At 29.1% G+C, this 24,714-nt stretch carries 21 protein-coding genes; 7 read left to right on the top strand and 14 right to left on the bottom strand.

Features of this window, described 5'->3' with window-relative positions:
- Positions 1 to 29: 29 nt before the first annotated feature.
- The 8 genes from ACH36K_RS02370 to murI form a co-directional block, all read right to left on the bottom strand.
- Entirely contained in the window at positions 30 to 1,805 is a 1,776-nt protein-coding gene (locus ACH36K_RS02370) for a heme NO-binding domain-containing protein (protein ID WP_411169406.1), read from the bottom strand.
- 130 nt (positions 1,806 to 1,935) lie between these two features.
- Positions 1,936 to 3,339, bottom strand: a complete 1,404-nt coding sequence (locus ACH36K_RS02365) for a peptidoglycan-binding domain-containing protein (RefSeq protein WP_411169405.1) — start codon at positions 3,337 to 3,339, stop codon at positions 1,936 to 1,938.
- 62 nt (positions 3,340 to 3,401) lie between these two features.
- Positions 3,402 to 5,207: a S8 family peptidase gene (locus ACH36K_RS02360; RefSeq protein ID WP_411169404.1), complete on the bottom strand. Its 1,806-nt coding sequence runs from the start codon at positions 5,205 to 5,207 to the stop codon at positions 3,402 to 3,404.
- 126 nt (positions 5,208 to 5,333) lie between these two features.
- Positions 5,334 to 6,014: a helix-turn-helix domain-containing protein gene (locus tag ACH36K_RS02355; protein WP_411169403.1), complete on the bottom strand. Its 681-nt coding sequence runs from the start codon at positions 6,012 to 6,014 to the stop codon at positions 5,334 to 5,336.
- A complete protein-coding gene (locus ACH36K_RS02350) occupies positions 6,007 to 6,384 on the bottom strand; it encodes a DUF3783 domain-containing protein (protein WP_411169402.1) in 378 nt (125 codons plus the stop codon). The genes ACH36K_RS02355 and ACH36K_RS02350 overlap by 8 nt, the downstream gene beginning before the upstream one ends.
- Positions 6,385 to 6,414: 30 nt before the next feature.
- Positions 6,415 to 6,939, bottom strand: coding sequence for a peptidylprolyl isomerase (locus ACH36K_RS02345; protein ID WP_411169401.1), 525 nt, complete (start codon positions 6,937 to 6,939; stop codon positions 6,415 to 6,417).
- 142 nt (positions 6,940 to 7,081) lie between these two features.
- On the bottom strand, positions 7,082 to 7,351 hold the full coding sequence (locus ACH36K_RS02340) for an STAS-like domain-containing protein (protein WP_411169400.1): 270 nt from the start codon (positions 7,349 to 7,351) through the stop codon (positions 7,082 to 7,084).
- 150 nt (positions 7,352 to 7,501) lie between these two features.
- Positions 7,502 to 8,275: a glutamate racemase gene (murI, locus tag ACH36K_RS02335; protein WP_411169399.1), complete on the bottom strand. Its 774-nt coding sequence runs from the start codon at positions 8,273 to 8,275 to the stop codon at positions 7,502 to 7,504.
- Positions 8,276 to 8,456: 181 nt separating this feature from the next.
- Here murI and ACH36K_RS02330 point away from each other — a divergent pair, with 181 nt between their 5' ends.
- The 3 genes from ACH36K_RS02330 (at position 8,457) to ACH36K_RS02320 (ending at position 13,567) form a co-directional block, all read left to right on the top strand.
- Positions 8,457 to 10,214 (top strand): MutS-related protein, encoded by a 1,758-nt coding sequence (locus ACH36K_RS02330; RefSeq protein ID WP_411169398.1) that lies wholly within the window; start codon positions 8,457 to 8,459, stop codon positions 10,212 to 10,214.
- Between the two features lie 236 nt (positions 10,215 to 10,450).
- Positions 10,451 to 12,346: a glutamine synthetase gene (locus tag ACH36K_RS02325; protein WP_411169397.1), complete on the top strand. Its 1,896-nt coding sequence runs from the start codon at positions 10,451 to 10,453 to the stop codon at positions 12,344 to 12,346.
- 123 nt (positions 12,347 to 12,469) lie between these two features.
- Positions 12,470 to 13,567, top strand: a complete 1,098-nt coding sequence (locus tag ACH36K_RS02320; RefSeq protein WP_411169396.1) for an HD-GYP domain-containing protein — start codon at positions 12,470 to 12,472, stop codon at positions 13,565 to 13,567.
- 27 nt (positions 13,568 to 13,594) lie between these two features.
- On the opposite strand, the gene ACH36K_RS02315 is transcribed toward ACH36K_RS02320, so the two are convergent.
- From ACH36K_RS02315 to ACH36K_RS02305, 3 genes are all read right to left on the bottom strand, one after another.
- Complete coding sequence (locus ACH36K_RS02315; protein WP_411169395.1) at positions 13,595 to 13,885, bottom strand: hypothetical protein; 291 nt, start codon at positions 13,883 to 13,885, stop codon at positions 13,595 to 13,597.
- Between the two features lie 177 nt (positions 13,886 to 14,062).
- On the bottom strand, positions 14,063 to 17,269 hold the full coding sequence (gene carB / locus ACH36K_RS02310) for a carbamoyl-phosphate synthase large subunit (protein ID WP_411169394.1): 3,207 nt from the start codon (positions 17,267 to 17,269) through the stop codon (positions 14,063 to 14,065).
- A 13-nt stretch (positions 17,270 to 17,282) separates the two neighbouring features.
- The gene (locus ACH36K_RS02305) at positions 17,283 to 18,332 is read right to left on the bottom strand and encodes a carbamoyl phosphate synthase small subunit (protein ID WP_411169393.1); all 1,050 of its coding nucleotides are present in this window, start codon (positions 18,330 to 18,332) and stop codon (positions 17,283 to 17,285) included.
- A gap of 508 nt (positions 18,333 to 18,840) precedes the next feature.
- On the opposite strand from ACH36K_RS02305, the gene ACH36K_RS02300 reads away from it, so the two are divergent.
- Both ACH36K_RS02300 and ACH36K_RS02295 read left to right on the top strand, forming a co-directional pair.
- Positions 18,841 to 19,572, top strand: a complete 732-nt coding sequence (locus tag ACH36K_RS02300) for an ATP-binding cassette domain-containing protein (protein ID WP_411169392.1) — start codon at positions 18,841 to 18,843, stop codon at positions 19,570 to 19,572.
- Positions 19,565 to 20,749 carry an ABC transporter permease gene (locus tag ACH36K_RS02295; protein WP_411169391.1) on the top strand — a complete coding sequence of 395 codons (1,185 nt, stop codon included), beginning with the start codon at positions 19,565 to 19,567 and terminating at the stop codon, positions 20,747 to 20,749. Before ACH36K_RS02300 ends, ACH36K_RS02295 begins: the two co-directional genes overlap by 8 nt.
- 123 nt (positions 20,750 to 20,872) lie before the next feature.
- On the opposite strand, the gene ACH36K_RS02290 is transcribed toward ACH36K_RS02295, so the two are convergent.
- The 3 genes from ACH36K_RS02290 to ACH36K_RS02280 all read right to left on the bottom strand — a co-directional run bounded on the left by ACH36K_RS02290 (position 20,873) and on the right by ACH36K_RS02280 (position 23,530).
- Positions 20,873 to 21,151 (bottom strand): hypothetical protein, encoded by a 279-nt coding sequence (locus ACH36K_RS02290; protein ID WP_411169390.1) that lies wholly within the window; start codon positions 21,149 to 21,151, stop codon positions 20,873 to 20,875.
- Positions 21,152 to 21,165: 14 nt separating this feature from the next.
- Entirely contained in the window at positions 21,166 to 21,954 is a 789-nt protein-coding gene (locus ACH36K_RS02285) for an SDR family NAD(P)-dependent oxidoreductase (protein WP_411169389.1), read from the bottom strand.
- Positions 21,955 to 22,135: 181 nt separating this feature from the next.
- A complete protein-coding gene (locus tag ACH36K_RS02280; protein ID WP_411169388.1) occupies positions 22,136 to 23,530 on the bottom strand; it encodes an NCS2 family permease in 1,395 nt (464 codons plus the stop codon).
- A 356-nt stretch (positions 23,531 to 23,886) separates the two neighbouring features.
- Between ACH36K_RS02280 and ACH36K_RS02275 the strand changes: the two genes are divergently transcribed.
- Together ACH36K_RS02275 and ACH36K_RS02270 are read left to right on the top strand one after the other, a co-directional pair.
- Positions 23,887 to 24,282 carry a hypothetical protein gene (locus ACH36K_RS02275; RefSeq protein WP_411169387.1) on the top strand — a complete coding sequence of 132 codons (396 nt, stop codon included), beginning with the start codon at positions 23,887 to 23,889 and terminating at the stop codon, positions 24,280 to 24,282.
- 14 nt (positions 24,283 to 24,296) lie between these two features.
- Positions 24,297 to 24,695: a hypothetical protein gene (locus ACH36K_RS02270; RefSeq protein ID WP_411169386.1), complete on the top strand. Its 399-nt coding sequence runs from the start codon at positions 24,297 to 24,299 to the stop codon at positions 24,693 to 24,695.
- Positions 24,696 to 24,714: the final 19 nt, after the last annotated feature.

Raw genomic sequence — 24,714 nt, 5'->3', positions numbered from 1 at the left:
ATTACAATAGGGGTATCTTTATACATAAATTAAGAATTTACATCATTTACAAAATTTTCTCCAACAGCTTTAACCTTTTGAAGAGTTTCTATCATATCTTGAATATTTCTAGTAAATTCTTCTATATCCTGATTAACTTGTTGTGATGATGCAGCATTTTCTGCTGCAATAGCTGCTAATGAATCTATTGTTTTAAACATTTCTTCCACAGATTGAACTTCACTATTTAATTGAGCTATTGATTTATTAGTTTCATTTGACACAACTTCAATTAAGTCATTTGCTTCTGAACTTATATTTCTTACATTTTCTAAATTAGTTGTTTCTAGCTCTAATACAGTGTATTGACTTTCTATACTTTTAACTAATGAATTTATTTCTCCTGCAAAGAATGATAAATTACTATTAATATCCTTAACTGCTTGTTGAGATTGCTCAGCTAGCTTTCTAACTTCTTCTGCAACAACTGCAAATCCTCTTCCTTGTTCTCCAGCTCTCGCAGCTTCTATAGATGCATTTAGTGCCAAAAGATTAGTTTGTTCAGAAATCCCTGAAACTAATGATACTATATTAGTAATATCCTGAGCTTTATCTTGAAGATTTCTACCTTTTTCTTTTACATCCATAAATGATTTTAATGATTCTTTTATTGCCTCACTTGATTTATCTACATTAGTATGACTTTGATTAATTTTTTCTACTGACTTATCAAGTTCATTTTTATTTCTATCTTCAGACTTTACAAGTTCTTTTAATGCTAATATATTTTCATTTATTTGTTTTACAAGAACTTCTGTGCTTATTTCTTGTTGTGTTGCAAGCTGAGAAACTTGTTCCGAGTAGCTAGATATTTCTTCTGTTGTTTCTCTCATTTTTTCTGTTGTATTATACATAGCCTGAGTAAACACTGCTAATTCATTTATTGCAAGGTTAGCAGATGTTGAATCTTTACCTATATTATCCTTAAGCTTTGATATCCCTAAGTATATTTTCTCAAGTTTATCATTAGTAGAAATATTTTTATCTATCGCTTCAAAATTATTATTCTCTATATTTTCTACTATGTCATTTAAAGGCTTAATTGTCATATAAGTTATAAAAGCTGATATAACCCCAGATACTCCCCCAATTATCAAACCCTTAGTTAATCCTGCAAGAGGTATCCCTACTAAAGTCATAATTAGAAATATAGGTATTGAAATCTTTAATTCTAAGCTTCTCAAACCTACAACAGATAAACTTCTGCTTAGCATATACTTCTTACTATACTGGATAGTATTTTCAAATTTTATATGTACCTTTAATTCTCCTTTTTTTCTTTCTACCTCTTTTATTTCTATTTTTTCACCAAAATACTTAGCACTTCCCTTTAATAGTCCTAAAAAATAATCAAATAACTCTCTTTCAGATCTATAAGTAAAATGAATACTATCTTCTGAAATTGGCTCTAAAACCATTTTAGGAGGCTTTGCACCTTTTATTTTTTTCATTATTATTGAGTGTATAAAGTTAAGGGAATTTAAAAACTTAAATAAGTTTACTCTTTTAAAGAATACTGGATAGTCCTCTGCAAATTTATTTAAATTATTTTCTCCAATTACTTGCCACAAATCATTAACTGAAGTGTTTACATTGTTTGCTATTATTTGTATAAGCTTAAATATATGATTATCATCTACATCTTCAAGAGGTGTAAAGACTATGTCTTCTGACCAATTTACTGATTTTAAGCTTTTGTTTATAACTTCATTTCCGTACAAATCTCTACAAGTTCTTATCCATGTAGATACAACTGTACCTTTCATATTTTATTCCCCCTATTTTGAATTTTAATATTTATACTAAAAAATATAACTTATATAGATAGCCACATATATTATATATCTATTAACATAGAAAATATAGATGGATTGGAAAATTTCCAATCCATCTGTATTATAGTATATCATCTATATAATTAAATTTAGGAACTGTAGAATCATAGTAATTGTCAAAGGACCTAGGTGGTATAAATATTCTTTGTACAGTTTCAGCACTACCTCTTAGTTCTGCTATTCTTGTTACTCCTACATAAACATCTGATATCTTATACCAAGTTGCATAATCAACTATACCTGTTTGAGGTAAATTGAAAACTCCCTGAAATACTTTAACAGCTTCTGCAGTGCTAGTTCCATACACACCATCTTGTGCTACTTTTGGAATTAATGGATAGTTCTGAGCTATTCTATTTAAATATTCTTGTATACTTCTAACTTCTGGCCCTGCTGATCCTACTATTAAATCATATCCAGGATATGATTTAGGAATTCCTTTAACTTGCTCTGCTGTTACTAGCTCTAAATCACTACCATAAAAGTTTTTTAATATTTCGAATGGAGCCTTTCCTTGATCGCCTAAATACTTACTTCCCCACTGAGTCATCCACCCTGGACATTGTACATTTTTTCCATCGCAATATTGAGCTAATAAAGGCTGCTTTCTTCCAACTCTTCTTATATAAGTGGCAAAAATATCATCTACTACTGCACTTATACTTTCAAATATATTTCTTCCATAAGTAAATGCATGATCATAAGCTGTTGAGTTAGTTATGTCAAAGTTTTTGCCTTTTCCTCTATACCATTCTGTATATATTCTATTTAAGGTAAATGAAATTATGGCATATATATTTGCTCTAATTGTATTTTCTGACCAAGTTGAATAAATTTCGCAAGATGCAACATTCTTTATATAATCCTTATATAAAACTCTATAGTTTGGTGCTGATGTATTATTGGGTCCTCCTGCATGTACAATTATAAATTCAGGAACTACCGGCTTTGGTAAAACTACTCCGCTTGTTGGTGGTGGTAGTGGCTTATCTTCCTCTTCAGGAATTTTCTCTGGGTAATTGCCATTTAATGTATTAGGCCCAACATTTATTATTTCATTTACATTCCCACCTTGTTGATTTTGTGGTGTATTAGCTGTATTTGGTGGTATATTTATATTTTCCATTCTAGTTAATATTCCTGAGGATTCTATAAGATTACACTGTTGTATTGCTAGTTCATCTGGGAAAACCTGACACCTATTTATTAAAATACTTTGAAACCCTTCTCTCTCAACTCTTACATCATACATACTATAAGGAACTTGTCCTGTTGGCTGTTGAGAATATTCTAGTGGTGGCGCTTCTAAATCAACAATTTGAGACTCCCCCATAGAATTTGTAGATAATGATATTACTTGCGCACTTGGGCCACCTGTTGACGGTCTTACAGTTATTTTTGTATTGTCAACAGGTATATACGTTTCATTAACAAAACATTGAACCTTTAATCTGCCTTGAGCCATATAATACTCCTTTAATATTTTTCCTTTAATTAATATATGTCTTTAATATCAATTTTGTTCTTTCATATATATTTTGGCTTACTTATAAATAAGTTTCCAACTCTATATTTTTCAACTTCACTTCTATCATTTCTCATTCCAATAAATCCTATATTACTTATAATGCTTTCTATTGCGTTATTTAAACATACTTCTCCATACCCCCAACTAGGATCTGGGTAGGTTATATCTGTTCTAGGTCTTTTAGCTGAAACAACTAAATAATATTTTAGTCTCTCCGCATATAAATAGGGATCATTTCTTTTAACTATTCCCCACTCCATCATTAACCCAGCAATTCCTGACACATGTGGTGTAGCCATAGATGTACCACTTTTAGTATCGAAAGACCTATTAGGGGTTGTTGAAGATATATTTTCTCCTGGCGCAACCAAATCTGGTCTTATTCTTTGAAATACAACTGGCCTTCCTCTTCCACTAAAGGATGATATATTATTTGTAACATAATTATAGCTTCCTACTGCAATTACATTATAAACTGTTGCAGGTATACCCAATGTATTTAAAACTGTAGGCTGAAGAAACTTAGTATTTGTATTTAATCCTTCTGAGATAGGTAACCACATATCAAATATACCTTTATATTCATTTAATAAAGATAATCTAATTTCCCATTGTCCAGATGATATATACTGAGCATTTGTAATTAATGCAATTGATATTTCTCCTATTATATCAAAAGGCTTAGGCCCTGTATAAAAAATTTGATATCTATCTCTTCCTATTATTCCTTCAGTGTAGCCTTCTCTTATTACTATTTCACCACTGGTAAATGCACTAGGCGTAGTAATTCTTATAGATATATTAGACAACACTGGTTTATATAGATTTAATATTACTATAGCCTCATCTTCAGCTACATTTATAGCGATTCTTTTTTCTCCTTCTAAGTCTCCACCAACATGATGTGCCGCATCCCCCTCATTTCCAGCTGCAATAACAATAGATATTCTCTCTAGTGTGGAAATGGTTGATATATATTGCTCTAAAAGACTTGTTCCATTATGTGCCCCATCATTTGTACTTAAGCTTATATTTACTACCAATGGTTTTTTAAGTTCTTTACCTCTGTCAACTAAAAATTTAAGCCCTCTCATTATATTAGTACTAAGAGCAAATTGACCTCTAGTGCATTTAACCATAGCAATAGAACTTTTAGGTGCAACACCATAGAAAGACGGGTTTATATTTCCTCCTGCACAAGCAATTCCTGCCACATGTGTTCCATGCTCAGTACTATCATAAGAAGGAACTACTGAAAAAGGATCTGGATTCTGGAGTGCAGTATTTATAGTCTCTCTGTTATAAATTTTACCATTGTCACTTAAATCGTATATATAATCTATTCTTGTTGTTCCGTCTTGATTTCTAAAACCTGGATGAGTATAGTCTATTCCTGAATCTATAAATCCTATTAACACACCTTCACCTAGAAGGTTAAAATTTTCTCTAGCTGTAGTTACACAAGCTGCCCTATTACTTTGAGAATCTGTTGTATATAGGCTTTTGGGTAACTCTATATATCGTATTGAATCACTACTTGCTAATTTTCCTAAATTACCTATGGGTATAGTAACTATTCCAAATCCAAAACCTAAATCTTCATATTTCCCACCTAAACTTTCTACGATTTTTGTAACATTTTCAGGAGTATCTCCAGATATTATAGTAACTTCTATTAAGTTAGTCTCTGTAAATTTAGTTCCATAGTTTATTCCTAATTTGCTTAATATATTCTTTGGTACATTTTGTATAAGTCCTAACCCGGCATCTACTTTATTTGGATTTATGTTTTCTATAGTTATCACCTCATGTACTTTGTTTATATTTAATATATGTACCTTTTAAAAAAAGTGAGAACCTAATTTAAAATTTGTTTTGTATATAAAAAAAGTTATTTTAAAATGAATACATTTTAAAATAACTTTTATCTTTTATAATGATATCTCTAACTTTTCTAATTTAGCCAGTACAGTTACTTCCTTAAGCTCCATAGTTTCTGTTAATAAACTTCCTCCATTGCTTACTAATAGGATTTTTGAATTTCCTAGACTCTTTATTTGTCTTATAGCTCTTTTACCTTTGTACTCAACTAAAAATATTCCATTATTACTTATTTCTTTAACTAAATAAGCAAATGCTAAATCACCTTTTAAAATTCTAAACCCAGACATTTCATCATCCTGAATTTCTAAGTATAAAACCTTATCTTGAGGATGACCTTCTATTTTATTAGAATGTATAGGCAATTCCTTAAATCCTTTTTTATTTTGAAGTGAATAATCAAAAATAAGAACATTCTTTAATACTGATGAAAAAGCATTAGTCCAAACCTCATCATTTTCAATTTTGTTCTTAGTTTTTTTAGCTAATGATTCTTTTATAGCTTTTCTCTCTTCTAATAAAGCCTCATCTGTAACAACCATACTTACATCATTAAAATCAGTATTTAATACTTTTGCTGCCTTATCTATAAAAGACTCTTGAGCTACCTTTCTCCCTAATTCAACTTCATTTATAAACTTCTCTGCTACACCTAGCTTTTTTGCTAGCATCTTTTGACTCATACCACTTTTAAGTCTTGCCTCTTTTATCTTTTCCCCAACTCTACTCATTTTGAGATCTTCCCTTCTGATGTTTTAAATACCATTCCCTTTCTTCAACTAAGTGTTCAACTAAATAATTAAATTTCCACTCCATTGAAGTTGGTGTTACTGTAGCTAATATTCCGCCTTTAAATTTTTGTCTAATACTTTTTATGGTTTTGTTAAGTTCATCATCTGAAAAATTATTGAAAAGAATAACAGATTCCATTCTTATATTTTGATTAAATGTTTCAAACTTTAATCCATTTAATATATCCCTAATAGTCATTTCTACCATGTCATGTGAAATAACTATTAATTTAAATCCTTCTTCCTTTAATATATTTAACTCTTTTTCTGGAATATTATAAGCTAAAATACACTTATTATTATCAAGCATATAACTATAACCCCTCCTAATAACCCTTTATTAATCTTCTATTATTTCTGGTGCATCATAAGTTTCACCAAAAGTATCTACTGTTACCTTTAGCATTTTTTGATCTTCGTATGGTCTATCACTATAATCTCTTTTTGAGCTTACTATCTTATCTGCAACTTCCATTCCCTCTATAACTTTTCCAAAAGAGGCATATTGTCCATCTAAGTGTGGTGAATCTTGAACCATTATAAAGATTTGACTTCCAGCTGAATCAGGTATCATAGTTCTAGCCATTGAAAGTACTCCTCTTGAATGCTTTAAATCATTCTTAAAGCCATTTCTACTAAACTCTCCCTTAATGCTATATCCAGGGCCTCCTATTCCAGTACCTTCTGGGCAGCCTCCTTGTATCATAAAACCTGGTATTACTCTATGAAATATAATTCCATCATAAAAACCTCTGTTAATTAAATCTATAAAATTTCTTACTGTATTTGGTGCTATTTCCGGATATAATTCTGCTTTTATAACTCCTCCATTTTCCATGTTTATAGTTACTATTGGATTTTTCATAATAAATCTCCCTTCAAAATTTAATTTTTTATTAGTATTATCATATTTTGATTTATGAATTCAAAATCATATTATAATACTAAATTATTTCTTATGGTAATTATATATTATTTAATAGAAAAAGCATAGATTTCTCTATGCTTTATTGAAAAGTAGTTCCTAGTACCACTCTATAATAATCCGTATTATTTGATAAATTTTTAACATCTATTTGTTTAAAAATAAGTTCTCTTCCAAACTTATTTATTAAGTCTCCAAGTAACAAGTTTAAAAAAGTTGTTGGAATTCTATTAAATCCCTCAAAATCAAGAGATACACCTAGGTTTATATTATTCCTAATCATTTCTCTTAATAAAATAGCATCTTCTATAGTCATATTTGCTCCAAATACCTCTTTTATTTTAATTTCCATAAATATACCTCCGTTTCACTTTTTTGAATTTTCTGAAAATTTACCCTTTACTATAATATATCAACTTACCTATTTTTTGTCAACAATTTAACAAATATTTTTATAAAAAATTAAGCTTAGAAGATCTTTAATCCTCTAAGCTCAATTTAATTATATACCTAATAATTCTTTACTTAACTCTATAACTTCTATTTTGTTAGATGAATTAATAATTTCTATAGATCCCTTTTTATTGGACCCTGTTAATAAACCTTTATCATTTAGTCTTCGTCTTAATTCTTTTACTGTTCCTAAACTTCCATCTATTATAGTAATATCACTACCTATAACTTTAATTAAGCTTTCTTTTATAAATGGATAATGTGTGCACCCTAAAACAATAGAAGCTATCTTTCCCTTATTGTATGTATTTATCTTATTAAATAGGTACTCTTCAACCTCTTCTCCTTCAAGTTTACCTTCTTCAATAAATTCCATGAGTCCAGGACATGGAACAGGAACTATAGATGATCTATCACTGTATTTATTCATTAATCTATTAAATTTCTCTTCTTTTAACGTCATTGCAGTTGCCATAATTAATATATTTCCTTCATTATTTAACTCAACTGCTGGCTTTAAAGCAGGCTCTATCCCCACTAAAGGTAAATCTGGATATACTTTTCTTAAGTCGGCTACAGCTGCACTAGTTGCTGTGTTGCAAGCAATTGCTATTCCCTTTACCCCTTTACTTAATAGAAATTCTACTGCCTTAAAAGTTAAATCTCTAACTTCATCTACACTTTTCATACCATAAGGTACATTTTTAGAATCTCCAAAATATATATAGTTTTCATTAGGCATTATTTTTATTGCCTCTTTCATTACACTTAATCCGCCTAATCCTGAATCAAAAAAACCTATTGGCCTATTTTTGTTGTCCAACTCTCTCACTCCATTTTCTTTAATTCTATAATTTATTTTATACCTTTCTTTAGTATAAGTCCATAAATTTATAATGTTACTTGTATGGTGTCAATATTAATAAATTATTCTTATAAATCTATTTTTTAGCTTTATGTTATATTATAATAAAATATACAAATTATGTAATAGGGGTGGTATTTTGAAAAAAAATTTATTAATTTACAGGCTTTTTACTTACTTTTTTATATTCTTATCGATACTTACAATTTACTTTACATTTAATATGGGGTCTCTTTTAGGTGGACGAATATATCAAATAGGAATAATATTATTTATTATATTTGTACTCATATCCTCTAAACTTTTTGACAAGTTAAAAAAGATGCAAGAAATAAACTATTTAATTTCTTCTTGGCCAGATGCTTATGATGCTAAATTTGATTTTAAAAAAATACATAAATTCTATGATGAATACGGCCCAGAATCATTAAATGAGTCTAACTTTCATAATATAGATGATCAAACAGCTCATGATTTAAATATAGATGAATTAATAAAAAATATAAGTATCTGCTCATCTACTCCTGGTGAGCAAATGTTATATTACATCTTAAGAACTCCTAAAACAAATATAGAAGAATTAGAAAAAAGAAATAAAATAATCGAAAAACTTAAAAATGACAAAAATTTAAGGGGTAATATTCAGCAAATATACTCTAACTTAGGAAGGCAAAAAAAAGGTGAAATTTTCAACCTATTTAATACTGATGCAATTGTTAATAGATTAAAAATATTATTGTACAATTTTATAGCCTTATCTGCTGTTGCAGTATTAATTTGGTTTTTAATTGATGGCTCTGATAAGATTGCAATGTTTTTTGGTATATTTGTTATGTACATGTTAATTTCAATGAAGACAGCTTCTGAAATAGAATACGAGCTTACCTCTCTTCAGTACTTAGGAAATTTTATTAGGACTGCTAAAGAACTATGTAAAATAGAAGATTCTGCATTAAATGAAGATATAAATATAATAAAGGAAAAATTAGCTCCTTTTTCAAAAATAGATAGAAAAACATTATTTATATATACCCAAGGGGAACTAGATATATTTCTTGAAACTATAAATGCATTATTTTTAACTAAAATAAGATCTTATTACTCTATAATCAATATAATAAAAGAAAATAGACAATCTTTAATAGAAATTTATGCACTTGTTGGAAAAATAGAAGCTTATATTTCTATAGCTTCATATAGAAGTAGAGTTAAAAATTATTGTTTACCTACATTTGTAAATAATGAAGATAGATTTTTTGAAGTAAAAAATGCACTTCACCCTTTATTAGAGAAGGGAGTGCCTAATAGTATATATCTAAATAAAAAAGGGGTAATTTTAACTGGCTCTAATATGTCAGGTAAATCTACATTTATGAGAACTTTAGCCTTAAATATACTACTATCTCAATCTATTTATACATGCTTATGTGATGAATATAAAGCATCTTTCTTTAGAGTAATGTCTTCTCTTAGTATTTCTGATGATGTTTTATCAGGGACTAGCTACTATTTAGAAGAATGTAATGCAGTGCTTAGAATTCTAAATTCATTAGAAGATGAAATCCCTGCATTTTGTATAATTGATGAAATTTTTAAAGGAACAAATCCAATTGAAAGAATTGCAACATCTAAGCAAATATTAAAATATATTATGAATAGAAATGCACTTTCAATTGTTGCAACCCATGATTTAGAATTAGCTGAAACTTGCGATGATAAGTATTTAAGGTATTACTTCTGTGAGAATGTTGATAAAAAAGAAGGCTTGGTTTTTGATTTTAAACTAAAAGAAGGTATTTGTAATACAGGCAATGCTATAAAATTATTAGAATTTTTAGGATATCCAGATGAAATAATAAAAAGTTCAATTAAAAATATTTCTTTAAATAAAATATAAATGAAATAGAGAGAGTTTTAAACATAAAACTCTCTCTATTTCTCTTTCTATTTTTAGTGAAATATTTTTGCTCACTTTATAAAATTAATTATTGACATCATACGGTGTATATAATAGAATTTCTTTATAAATTAAAGAAATTCACGAATGTTATGATGTCTATACCAGTTGAATATTCGAATTAAAACAGAAAGGAAGTGAATTTTCCTTGTTATATTTCGGCAAGGAAGCTTTTTATGAAAGATTTAATTTTTACAATTCCCAAATCAAAACACAATAAAGAAGACTTATTTAAAATCTTTAAAGACCATCCTGAAATAAAATTTGTATCTATTGTTGGAATAGATTTATCAGGTAACGATACCGACGAAAAAATTCCTGCAAGATTATTTTTAGACGACATTGACTCATTTTTAAACGGAGTTGCAATTCAAACGGATGGTTCTTCAGTTGTACTTCCTGGAATCGCAACACTAAATGATGCAAAAGTAGATATGGTTGCAGATCTTAATGCTAATTGGTTTGTTGACTATAATTTCGATCACATTGACACTTCTACTAACAAGCCTGTTGGTACTCTTAGAATCCCTTCATTTCTAATTCATAATAATAAAGCAGTATGTTCAAGAAACACCCTTACTTCAGTAGTAAACACCTTTAAATCAACTCTTTTAGATATCTTTAAAAATAAACCAGAAACTTTGAAACCATTTAAAATTAAATTTGATGATATTGATCAAATCGTAATTACTTCAGCTTCAGAATTGGAATTTTGGGTTAATACTCCAAATGAAAAAGCACATATTGAGGAGCTATCTACATCTCAAGTATTACAAGAACAATATTGGACTAGAACTAAAGGAGCCGTAAGAACTGCTCTTGAAGAAACCTTATTGCTTATGGAAGAATACGGATTTGAACCTGAAATGGGTCATAAAGAAGTTGGTGGAGTTAAATCCAAACTTGATGCTAATGGACAATTTAATCATATAATGGAGCAACTTGAAGTTGACTGGAAGTATAGTGATGCTATTCAAGCTGCTGATAATGAAATATTTGTTAAAATCCTTATTCAAGAAACATTTAGAAGACATGGATTAGATGTTACATTCAAAGCAAAACCTATAGATGATGTTGCAGGATCAGGTATGCATATTCACCTAGGAGTTAGTTTAAAACTTAAGGATGGAAAGAGAATAAACCTATTCCATGCGACTAAGGAGGATTTCTTAAGCTGCATAGGTTATGGAGCAATAATGGGAGTATTAAAAAATTATGAAATTATGAACCCATTTATTTCTTGTACTAATGGGGCCTTTAAAAGATTAAAGCCTGGTTTTGAAGCTCCTATATGTATAGTAACATCACTTGGGGTATCTCCTGATAACCCTTCAAGAAATAGAACTATATTAATAGGTTTAATAAGAGATTTAATGAACCCATTGGCAACTAGATTTGAGCTTAGATCACCTAATCCTCATACAAATATTTACCTTGCTCTTTCAGTGTCATATATGGCAATGCTTGATGGAATAATGTATGCTCTTGAAAATGATAGAACGGAAGAAGAACTTTTAGCTGAATTATCTAAAAAACCTGGTGAAGAAGCTAAATACCTAGAAAAATCTAGAGCTTATAGAAGTGAGGAAGATGTATTTGAATTCTATTCTGATGAGGAAAGAAATGAATACTTTGGTAAGGCACCTGCTACTGTATATGAGAATTTACTTCAATTAGATAAATATCGTGAAAAGTTAAATATATTAAAAAGAAATGATGTTTTTAGTGATAAACTAATAAATAGCTTTAAGCTTGCTATAATTCAAAGATGGATGACTGACATAATTCATAGAGTTATATTAAACCACTCATCTGAAATCCGGAACTTTAAAAAACTTCATTCTAATGCTGCTTTAGATTTAGATGTATCAAATTGGATGACTATAAATGATCTAAGACACTATATAATGAAGGATACTTATACAAATAAAAGCTTATTCTCTCGTATAAAAGAATCCTTAGCTAATGAAAACTACTCTTTAGCTTCTGATTTATATCTTGAACTAGATGATAAAATGAAAAATTTAAGAAACCTTTATGATAACTATACAAAAAATTTATTGGATATATAAATATAAAAAAAGTTAAGCTCACTGCTTAACTTTTTTTTATGCAGTAACATCATTATGTAAATGCTAGTATTATATCACTAAAATTGATATAATATATACAAATATAAAATAGAGGTGTAAAATATGAGGCTTATTCCTTTAGAAAGTATTAGGGCTAATTCATACCTTAGTAAAACTCTATATGATATTGAAGGAAGAGTTTTATTAAATTCAGGATCTGTACTAACGAATAGTTTAATAAAAAAGCTCAGAAGCTTAAGTATAACTTCATTATATGTTATTGATGATGTAAGTAATTACGAAATAGAAAATATAATAAAACCGGAACTTAGAAAAAAGGCTTCAGAACTAATAAAAAGCACCTTTGATAATGTTAGTTGCATAGATTCCATAAAAGCTGATTCAGAAAAGGATGATTCTTATTTAAAATCTATTCACCTACTGGCTGAGGATCTTTTAAACAGTATTTTATCTAATGAAAACGTAATATATTATTTAGTAGATATTAAAAACTTACATTTAAATACTTATTCGCATTCTATAAATGTTGCTCTTATATCATTAGTTGTTGGAATAAGTTTAAATCTAAATAGAGATGAGCTTTTAAATTTATGCATTGGAGCATTGTTGCATGATATAGGTAAGGCCTTTATAGAAAAAGAAATTGTAGCCAAGGAAGATCCTTTGACTTATGATGAATTTGAGTTAATGAAAAGTCACTGTGAAAAAGGTTATTGTTATTTAAAAGATAAAGATTTTTTGCATAATGATAGTAAAATAATAATTTTACAACATCACGAAAGAATCGATGGTTTAGGCTACCCTAAAGGCTTAATTGGAAATCAAATAAATAAATTAGCTAGAATAGTTTCAATTGCTGATGTGTATGACACATTAACATCTGAGAAATATTATATTCAACCTATGTGCGCTAGTGATGCACTAGAGTATATAATGAGTCACGCTAACACAATATTTGATTTCGAAATGGTTAAAGTATTTTCTAGAGTCATTGTTCCATTTCCAAATGGAACGGTCATTAGATTAAGTAATGGCGATTTAGGTGTAGTTCAACAAACCTTCCGTAATTTCCCTTTAAGACCAAATGTTAAAATAGTAAAAAGTAGTCTAAAGGATAAAGAAGGAGTTACTATAAGTTTAATAGATGAATTATCTTTAGTTATATGTGGTGTAGAAAAAAACATATCAAAATCATATTAAGGTAGAGGTTTTACTCTGCCTTATTTTTTATATCCATGCTTGTATATGAACTTTTTCTCTATCTATCATAGTTATATTATTATTTAAAACATTTTTAATACTATTTCTTTTTGCTCTTAATGAATTATTATTTATAAAATCTTCAGCTTCTTTTATACTATTTGCTTTGAATATAAAAGTCCATCCATTTTTATCATATTTTCCTGTGCACATTAAGTACTTTGCACTTTCTTTATCTATATGCTGTCTATCTATAATTAAGCTCTTAAATTCTCCCATTGTCTTATAATTTAATTTTACAAAAATATCATTATTCATAATTACCCTCCAACCAAACATAAGTTCTATAATCATATTATACGAACGTACGTTTTATGTCAATACTTGTAGAAAACTTTCTATATAAATTTCGAAATTTTTATTTTTTGTAATTATGATACTAATTTCATAATAATTTTACACAAAAAAGTGGTGAATAAATTCACCACCTTTTAACTATTCTACTATATTAAATACTTCTAAGTCCTTTTTATCAATTCCAGCTACTTTAACCTCAGCTATTGCTTTTAAAGTATCTAAAGCTGTTATAACCCCTATATTACGCTCCACAGCAGCTCTTCTAATTAAGAATCCATCTCTCTTAGAGTCATTTCCCTTTGTAGGTGTATTAACTACTAAATCTACCTCTTTATTCTTAACCATATCCAGTATATTTGGAGTTTCTTCATTTAGCTTTCTAACTTCTTCAGCATCTATTCCTGCATCTCTTAATAGCTTAGCTGTTCCTTTTGTTGCTACAAATTTATATCCTACATCTGATAACATTTCAGCTATTGGTAAAAATTCTTCTTTATCATGCTTGTTTATAGTTGCTAATATTTTACCCTTTCTATTTGAAGGATACATACTTCCACCTACAAAACCTTTATAAAGTGCTTCTAATACGTCTCTACCTACACCTAAAACTTCTCCCGTAGATTTCATTTCTGGTCCTAATGACACTTCAACCTTAGGTAATTTTTGAGTTGAGAATACAGGAACCTTAACTGATACTAATTCTGGTTCTGGATATATATCAACACCGTATCCTAAATCTCTTAATTTATTACCAATCATTACCTTAGTAGCTAAATCTACTATTGGCACCTTACTTACCTTGCTAATGTATGGAACTGTTCTTGAAGCTCTTGGATTTACTTCTATTATATAAAGCTCTCCTTCAAATTCGATGAACTGAATATTTATCATACCCTTAATTCCTATAGCTACTGCTAATTTTTTTGTGTAATCTAAAACCTTATCTTTTATATCATCACTAATATTTTGACTTGGGTACATTGTAACTGAGTCTCCAGAGTGAACTCCTGCTCTTTCTAAGTGTTCCATTACTCCAGGTATTAGTATTTCTTCTCCATCTGATATTGCATCTACTTCAATTTCTCTGCCCATTAAGTATTTATCTACTAATATAGGATTTTTTCTATCTTTTATAAATGCATTTTTTAGATAGTATGTTAATTCTTCTTCATCAAAAGTTATTTCCATCCCTTGACCACCTAAAACATATGAAGGTCTTACTAGTACTGGGAATCCTAATCTTCTCGCTTCTTCTAATCCTTCTTCTATAGTCCAAACTCCCTTACCTTTTGGTCTGTCAATTGCTAACTCCTCTAATAAAGCATCAAATTTTTCTCTATCTTCAGCCATATCTATTTGATCTGCTGTAGTTCCTAAAGTTTTAATTCCTTTTTCCTTTAAGAAATTAGCAAGCTTAATAGCTGTTTGACCACCAAATTGAAGTATAACTCCATATGGATTTTCTTTTTCTATTATGTTTAATACATCTTCCTCTGTTAGTGGTTCAAAGTATAGCTTATCTGAAATATTAAAATCAGTACTCACTGTTTCTGGGTTATTATTTACTATTATAGTTTCAATTCCCATCTTCTTTAATGCCATTACACAGTGAACTGAAGCATAGTCAAACTCTATTCCTTGTCCTATTCTAATAGGACCTGATCCTATAACTATTACCTTCTTTTTATCTGATACTTCTACTTCGTCAAATTGCTCATATGTTGAGTAATAATATGGTGATAAAGCTTCAAATTCTCCTCCACAAGTATCAACCATCTTATATGCAGGCTTTATGTTCCAAATGCTTCTTAATCTATATACATCATCTGGACTAACTCTAAGCATATCTGCTATAGCTTTATCTGAGAATCCTTTTTTCTTTAAATTTAATAACCATTCTTTATCTAAATCTTCTATCTTACTTAACTTTAATCTTGTTTCTTCCTCAACAATCCATTTAAACTTTTCTAAGAAGAATATATCTATTCCTGTAATTTTTGCTATACTTTCGATTCTATAATCTCTTCTTATCATTTCTGATAAAGCAAATAATCTTTCATCGTCTGGCTTAACTACTATTGATTTTAATTCTTGGATGCTTAATTCTTTAAACTTTGGATGATCTAAAGAATACTTTCCTATTTCTAAGCTTCTTACTCCTTTTAATAGTGCTGCTTCTAGGTTTGCGCCTATAGCCATTATTTCTCCAGTTGCCATCATCTTAGTTCCTAAGGCTCTATCAGCAGTAAAGAACTTATCAAAAGGCCATTTTGGAATTTTAACTACTACGTAATCTAATGTTGGCTCAAAACAAGCATATGTTTTTTGAGTTACAGCATTTTTTATTTCATCTAATCCATAACCTAAAGCTATTTTAGCTGCAAGTTTTGCTATTGGATATCCTGTTGCCTTAGATGCAAGAGCTGATGATCTTGAAACTCTTGGATTTATTTCTATTACTGCATACTCAAATGAATTTGGATTTAATGCAAACTGTACGTTACATCCACCTTCTATTCCTACTGCATTTATTATATTTATTGCTGATGTTCTAAGCATTTGGTATTCTTTATCTGATAAAGTTTGCGATGGTGCTACTACTATACTATCTCCTGTATGTATTCCAACTGGGTCTATGTTTTCCATGTTACATACAGTTATGCAGTTTCCATAAGAGTCTCTCATAACTTCGTACTCTACTTCTTTCCATCCCTTAACTGACTTTTCTAAAAGAACTTGTCCTATTGTACTTAATTGTAATCCTGAAGCTAATATTTCTCTAAGCTCTGCTTCATTTTCAGCTATTCCGCCACCTGTTCCCCCTAGCGTATAAGCCGGTCTAACTATTACTGGATATCCTATAATTGAAGCATACGCTACTCCTGCTTCCATTTCAGTTATGATTTCACTTTGTATAACTGGTTCATTTATTCTATTCATCATATTTCTAAAAAGCTCTCTATCTTCGCCTTCTTTTATTGATTGAATAGATGTACCAATTACTTTTACATTATACTTTTCAAGTATTCCTGCTTCATGTAAATCTACTGCAAGGTTAAGTCCTGTTTGACCTCCCATTCCTGTAAGTAAACTATCTGGTCTTTCCTTATCTATAACTTTTTCTAAAAATTCTACAGTTAATGGTTCTATATATATCTTGTCAGCAATTTCTGCATCAGTCATAATAGTCGCTGGGTTTGAATTAACTAAAACTACTTCTATTCCTTCCTCTTTAAGTGCTTGGCAAGCTTGAGTTCCTGAATAATCAAACTCTGCAGCTTGACCTATAACTATTGGACCTGATCCTATAACTAAAACTTTTTTTATCTCTTTATTTAATGGCATATCTTAAATCCTCCTATAATGCATATTTCATAAATTTATCAAATATATATTCGCTATCCTTTGGGCCCGCTGCAGCTTCTGGATGAAATTGAACTGAGAATATTGGAAGTGTTGCATGCTTCATTCCTTCAATTGTTCCATCATTTATATTTAAATGTGTCGCTACAACATCATTTGGTAGAGTCTCTACTACATATCCATGATTTTGTGATGTAATATGAACTTTATTTTCTTCTAAATCTTTAACTGGATGGTTACATCCTCTGTGACCAAACTTCAATTTAGTAGTTTTACCACCTAAAGTTAATGCTAAAAGCTGGTGTCCTAAACATATACCTACTATAGGTTTATTTCCTACTAATTTCTTAATATTTTCTATTACATCTCCTAAGTCCTCTGGATCCCCTGGTCCATTTGATAAAAACACTAAGTCTGGATTTACTTCTAAGATTTCTTCTGCTGTTACATTCATAGGAAAAACTGTTAATTTACAGCCTCTATTTTTGAAATTTCTTATTATATTTTCTTTTATTCCAAAGTCAACTATTGCGACATGTTTTCCTTCACCTTCTATTGAATACTTTTCTTTAGTGCTTACTATACTAACAGCGTCTTTATTTGAAAAAGAAGTTATTCTTTCTTTTACATCTTCTAAAGTAACCTCTTCTAAAGAAATCATCCCTTTCATAGTTCCATAATTCCTTAATACCTTTGTTAATGCTCTAGTATCTATGCCCTCTAATCCAATTATCTTATTTTGCTTTAAGTAATTTTCAAGGTCCATTTCACATCTAAAGTTATTTGGAAAATTACATTTTTCTCTAACTATAAACCCTTTAACCTTAGGGGATTTTGATTCCATATCCTCTAAGTTGATTCCATAGTTTCCTATAAGAGGATAAGTCATTGTAACTATTTGTCCATAATATGATGGGTCTGTTAAAACCTCTTGATAGCCTGTCATTCCTGTAGTAAATACTACTTCTCCTATACTGTCTTTTAAGTGTCCAAAGGCTTTACCTTCAAAAGTCATGCCATTCTCTAATATTAGTTTTGCTTTCATATTTAGCCCTCCTCAAAATTAAATATGTTTAGCTAAAAATACACTTTACAAAAGCTCTACTTATCTAAAAATAAAAGGATACTAAGGAGAAATTTAACTATATTTTCTCCCTACTATCCTTATATACTTAATATCAGCATTAGAAAACGTCCTTACTGACATAGCTATGCAATTATTTTGTAAATATAAATATAACATAATTATATACTCCCTTTCTGGCCTCACAGGACCAATTTAAAGTGTACTTTTTAACTTTATTTAAAATTTATTTATCTTTTTGATAATATTCTATATTTTATATAAATATATGTCAAGAAAATTTAATATGGTTATTATAGACATATTTTTTAAAATATTAATAGCTTTGCTTATACCTAACATTAAATATACCTTTTGTAAAAATATTCTATATTTATATTGAAAACAATAATTCTCAGTGTTATAATATTGTACATTATAACTCTTAAAGTTATATAAAATACCACAAACTTATGGGGAGGTTAATATTTTGCTTAAACTAAATAATGTTAGTAAGAAATTTAAGAAGTCTAAGGTAGTTGATAGTTTATCCTTTTCTGTTGATAAAGGAGAAATTGTCGGCTTACTGGGAGAAAATGGAGCAGGGAAAACAACAACACTAAGAATGATTTCAACTATGTTAGAAATAACAGAGGGAGAAATCAAAGTAAATGAAATTGATGTAAAATCAAATCCTGAAAAAGTTAGAAAAGAAATAGGTATTTTATTCGGTGGAGATGTAGGCTTGTATGATAGATTAAGTGGCAGAGAAAATATTAGATACTTTGCTAATCTTTATGGAATGAATAAAAAAGAAGCTGATGCTAGAATAAATGCTCTGGCTAGAAGCTTTAGTATGGAGGAATATATAGACAAGCCTGTTGGAAAATATTCTAGAGGTATGAAACAAAAAATATCAATTGCTCGTTCAATAGTTCATAACCCATCAGTTATGCTATTTGATGAACCAACTACTGGTTTAGATGTTAGTGCTGCTAGAATAGTACAAGACTTTATACTTCAATGTAAAGCTGAAAATAAAATAATATTATTTTCCAGTCACTCAATGAAAGAAGTTGAAAAGCTATGTGATAGAGTTGTAATAATAAATAAAGGAAAGTTAATAGAAAATTGTACTTTAAGTCATTTAAAGGAAGAATATAATAATGAAGATTTAGAAGAAACATTCTTAAAACTTATAGGAGGTAAATCTAATGAGTAATTTTTTAACAGTTTTAAAGAAAGAATTGACGGACATTATAAGAGATAAAAAGACATTAGTATTTACTCTAATACTTCCTATTCTTATTTATCCTATAATGTTCAAATTTATGTCTTCTGCAATGGAAAAAACTCAATCAGATGTTCAAAAAGAAATTAATATATTCATAGATGGTGATAAAAATTCATCTATGGCTAAGGCTATAACATCATTAGATAATATCAAAACTCCCGAAGTTTCTTCACCAAGTGAAGCTCTAAAAAATGGAGATATTCAGATTATAGTAAAAATACCTGAAAACTTTGATAAAAATATATCTTTAGGGAAAAATGACACTATAGAGCTTTTAATAGATGAAGAGTCAAATAAATCTATGATTGCAAGTGGCATGATAAGTGAGGTCTATGAAGGCTATAAAAAGTCTATAGTTGAACAAAGATTATCAGATAAAGGCATAGATTCATCTATATTAACTCCATTTGAAGTCTCTGTGAAATCTGGAATAAACACTGATAGTGAAGATGTTAATGGTGGGGCTGCAATGCTTCTTACAATGATTCCAACTTTAATAGTAATTCTTATGGTATCTTCTACTGTTGGTATGGCTGCTGACCTTGGTGCTGGTGAAAAGGAAAGATTTACTTTTGAACCACTTCTTTCAACCTCCGCTAAGAGATATTCTTTACTTTGGGGTAAAATAGCAGCTTTATGTACAGTTTCCTTTATAGCTTTAATGGCAAACCTTACAGCAATGGTTATTTCAATGCAAAAATTTATGACATTTGGTGAAGAGGTTAACTTTACGATTACTCCAAAAACTGTACTTGGAATGCTTATAGTTGGAGCTTTAGTTTTAGTTACTTTAGCTGCATTACAAATTTCAGTAAGTATATATGCAAGATCAACTAAAGAAGCAAACTCATATTTAGCTGCTATTACTATGCCAACTATGATTTTAGCCTTCTTGCCTTATATGATGGACGCTAAGGGAATAAATCCAGCATTTTTCAATATACCTATAACAAATGCAATTTGTTTAATGAAGGAATTTACCGTTGGAATATTTGATATTAAACATATAGCTATAGTTGTTACTTGGCATATAGTTTATATAGTAGCATCTATATTATTTGCTAAGTTTATGTTCTCTAAAGAAGAAGTTATCTTTAGAAATTAGAAAAATATATTAGTTAATTATAAAATTGTTATAAAATTAAAAAATGCTAAAAACTTAGATAGTTTTTAGCATTTTTTAATTGATTTTACTTAATCTTTTTTAAAATTCTCTCATTATTAATTCTTAATTATTTATCTCTTGTATTTTCAAATCAAACTTTCTTATATCAGGCCAATTATGATAATTCGCGCCTTCCTTTGAATGACATTCTTGAAATTCATCTAATGTAATTTCATATGTTTCAAATCCATCTACTTCTATATTAATGATTCCTTCATCATTTATGTCAAAGCTTGTTATCTCTCCTGTAGGTATAACTTCGCTTCCATAGTAAAATACAACTCCATTTTCTATAAGTGTTTCGTATAAATTCAAAATTTCTTCTTTGTGTTTTTTATACATAAAAATTAATTCACCTATCCCTTATTCATCATTAAAATTATCTTTCTCGATAAGCTTCTAGGTATAACCTTATTTAAGGTAACTATTAACTTATTTTTAAAACCAGGAATTATTATTAACTTTCCCTTTTTAAAGTCCTTATAAGCAATTTCTGCTACCTTTCTTGGTGTCATTAAAGCTTTTTTAGCACTTTCTTTTTTTCTTATTCCAGCTTTATCTTGAAAAGCAGTACTTACAGGGCCTGGACATAAACAGCTAATTTTTATTCCAGTTCCTTTAAGTTCTTCATATATAGCCTCTGTGAAATTAAGTACATATGCTTTAGATGCATAATAATTTGCCATTTTAGGCCCTGCACAAAAAGCTGCTGTAGATGAAACATTCATTATTGAACCTTCTCCATGGCTTATCATTATTGGTAAAAATAATTTGGTTAACTCTGTTAAAGCTCTTATATTTACATCTATTAATTTAAGTTCTTTTTCAATTTCTATTTCACTTAGGTAACCAAAGGATCCTAATCCTGCATTATTAATTAAAATATCCACAGTTAAATTTTTTTTATCAACAAAATTTAATAGTTTTTCACAAGAGTTATCCTCAGCTAAATCTAAAGATATACTATAAACATTAATATTATATAATAATATTAATTCCTCTTTAACTACCTCTAGCCTCTCCTCATCTCTTGCAACTAGAATTAAGTTGTTTCCATCATTAGCATATAACTTTGCTAACTCATATCCAATCCCAGCAGTAGCTCCTGTTATTAATACGCAGCTCCTACCATACGGCTTACCCATAAAAAATCCTCCATAAAATTTATTAAAATTTATATTTAAATATACCATATAGCTTCCAATATATAAATATTAAATAAAGGGAGAATATATTATATAATTAGCCATTTGACATAAAAAAATGGAGAAAGGTTACCCCCTCTCCATTTTACTAAGTTTATCTAATATATAATGAAAATAATATTTACTTTATCCCATTTATTATAAAGTTTATTAAGAATAATGCACTTACAATATACATTATTGGATGAACATCTTTCATTTCCTTTTTTACTATTTTAGCTATGCAATAAGATACAAATCCAGCTGCCACTCCATTTGAAATACTATAAGTAAATGGCATAAATGTTACTATAAAGAATGCTGGCATAGCTACCTCAAATATACTCCAATCAATATTTTTGAATGATTCCATCATTAATATCCCAACAACTATTAAAGCTGGTGCTGTTGCTGCAGCAGGAACCATACCCATTATTGGAGCTATAAATAATGATAATAAGAAAAGAATTGCAACTGTTACTGATGTTAATCCAGTCCTTCCACCTTCACTTATTCCTGATGCACTTTCTACATAAGTTGTCGTATTACTTGTACCCAATAATGCTCCAATTGAAGTTGCAGTTGCATCTGCAAACAATGCTCTTTCAAGCTTTGATGAGAAATTATTCCCTTCTGCAAATAACTTTTCATCATTGTCATCAAATATTCCTGCTTTTCTTCCTGTTCCTAAGAATGTTCCTATAGTGTCAAATGTATCTGATAAAGAAAAAGCAAATACAGTTGTAAAAACTAAAAATATCTTAGCTGGATCACTAAATAATCCTGCAAAATCTAGTTTTAAAAATGTTGGTGCTATACTTGGAATGCTGAAGCTAATTTGAGAAAAGTCTGGAACTTGAGTAACTCCCATAAATATACCTATTACCGTTGTTGAAAGTATCCCTACTAAAATTGCACTTTTAAGTTTTAATAGCATCAAAACAATTGTTATTATAAGTCCAATTAATGCTAATTGAGCTACTGGATCTTTAAAACTGGTTAATGATGGTAATATATCGCTGTAACCTGATGAATTTTGGGAAGCAAATATTTGATTTACACCTTCGCCAGTGAAGTTTAAGAAATGGGCTTGTTTAATTCCTATATAAGCAATAAATAAACCTATTCCACCTGATATAGCATATTGAAGTGATTCTGGAATAGCTTGAATAATCATTTTTCTTATCTTAGTAGTAGTAATTATTATATTTATAATTCCGCAAATAAAAACCATAGCTAAAGCTTGTTGCCATGTGAAACCAAGACCTAATACTACAGTAAATGTAAAGAATGCATTTAATCCCATTCCAGGTGCTTGAGCAAAAGGAACATTTGCTACTAGCCCCATAACTAAAGTTCCTATAGCTGCTGCAATAATCGTTGCTACAAAAACTGCTCCCTTATCCATTCCCGTTAAAGATAGAATTGATGGATTTACAAATAATATATATGCCATAGTTAAAAAAGTAGTTAATCCAGCAACTAATTCTGTTTTTACATCAGTTCCATTTTCTTTTAGTTTAAAAAACTTTTCCATAAAGAGCCCCCTTAATTATAATTCGAATATTGTATTATTATAATATCATTTTATTCGTATTTTGACAATTATATTTTTTGTTTTTTATAAATTTCGCTAAAATTTTATCTTAATAAAAACTTTTAAGCTATATATATGTGCTGTTTTTTAATTCCCTTTCTAAAAACACGAATATTATGTTGAGTCTTTAAATTTTGAAACCTATTCAACATACTACTTTTAATACTATAATTTAAATTAAAACTATAAACCTCCGATATAATATTTCAAATCTAATTATAATGTTTGCAATACAATTTTAAGATGGTATAATATGTATATAATGTAAAATATTTTACCATTTAGGAGGAATTACTATGAAACGAGAAGCACAAAAAATACCAGTGCCTATATTGATTTGGGGAACTGGCCTTAGTATGGATAACACAATTATTTATATAAAAAACTACACTTCTAACAATTTAGAGGAAGCAACTATTGAACGAACCGGTATCGGTGGGCATCCTATTAAGTTAGGAACTATAAAGGCAATGAGTAATGATATTAATGAAGAAATATGCCCTTCACGAGTGATGGAAAAATCAGATTTAATTTTTAATTATGTGTTAAATGGAACAAATTATAGCTCCGTTATACACGGTAATATAACTCTTACTGATATAAGACCTTTAGTTATTGATATAACTGAAGAAAATGGAGAGTTAGTATTTACTGCAACACGTATAACTCATAATGATATTGATCAAATTTAGTTAGGAGGATTAATATGAAAAGAGAAGTGCAAAAAATACCAGTACCGAACTTAATTTGGGCAAGTGGTCTTAATAAGCGTAATACAATTGTTTATATAAAAAATCATACTTCTAAAAAGTTAGAGGAAGCAACTATTGAACACACTGGTATAGGTGGGCATCCTATTAAGTTAGGAACTATAAATGCAATGAGTAATAATACTAGTGAAGAAGTATGTCCTCCACCAGTAATGGAAAAATCAGATTTAATTTTTAATTATGTGTTAAACGGAACAAATTATAGCTCCGTTATACAAGGTAATATAACTCTTACTGATATAAGACCTTTAGTTATTGATATAACTGAAGAAAATGAACAATTAATCTTTTCTGCAACACGTATAACACATGATGATCCTATTAATTACAGATAATAAAGAATAAACTCGGTAA

The organism is Clostridium sp. MB05, from assembly GCF_046581255.1.
Lineage (GTDB): Bacteria > Bacillota > Clostridia > Clostridiales > Clostridiaceae > Clostridium.
This window is presented reverse-complemented; position numbering and strand designations above follow the sequence as displayed.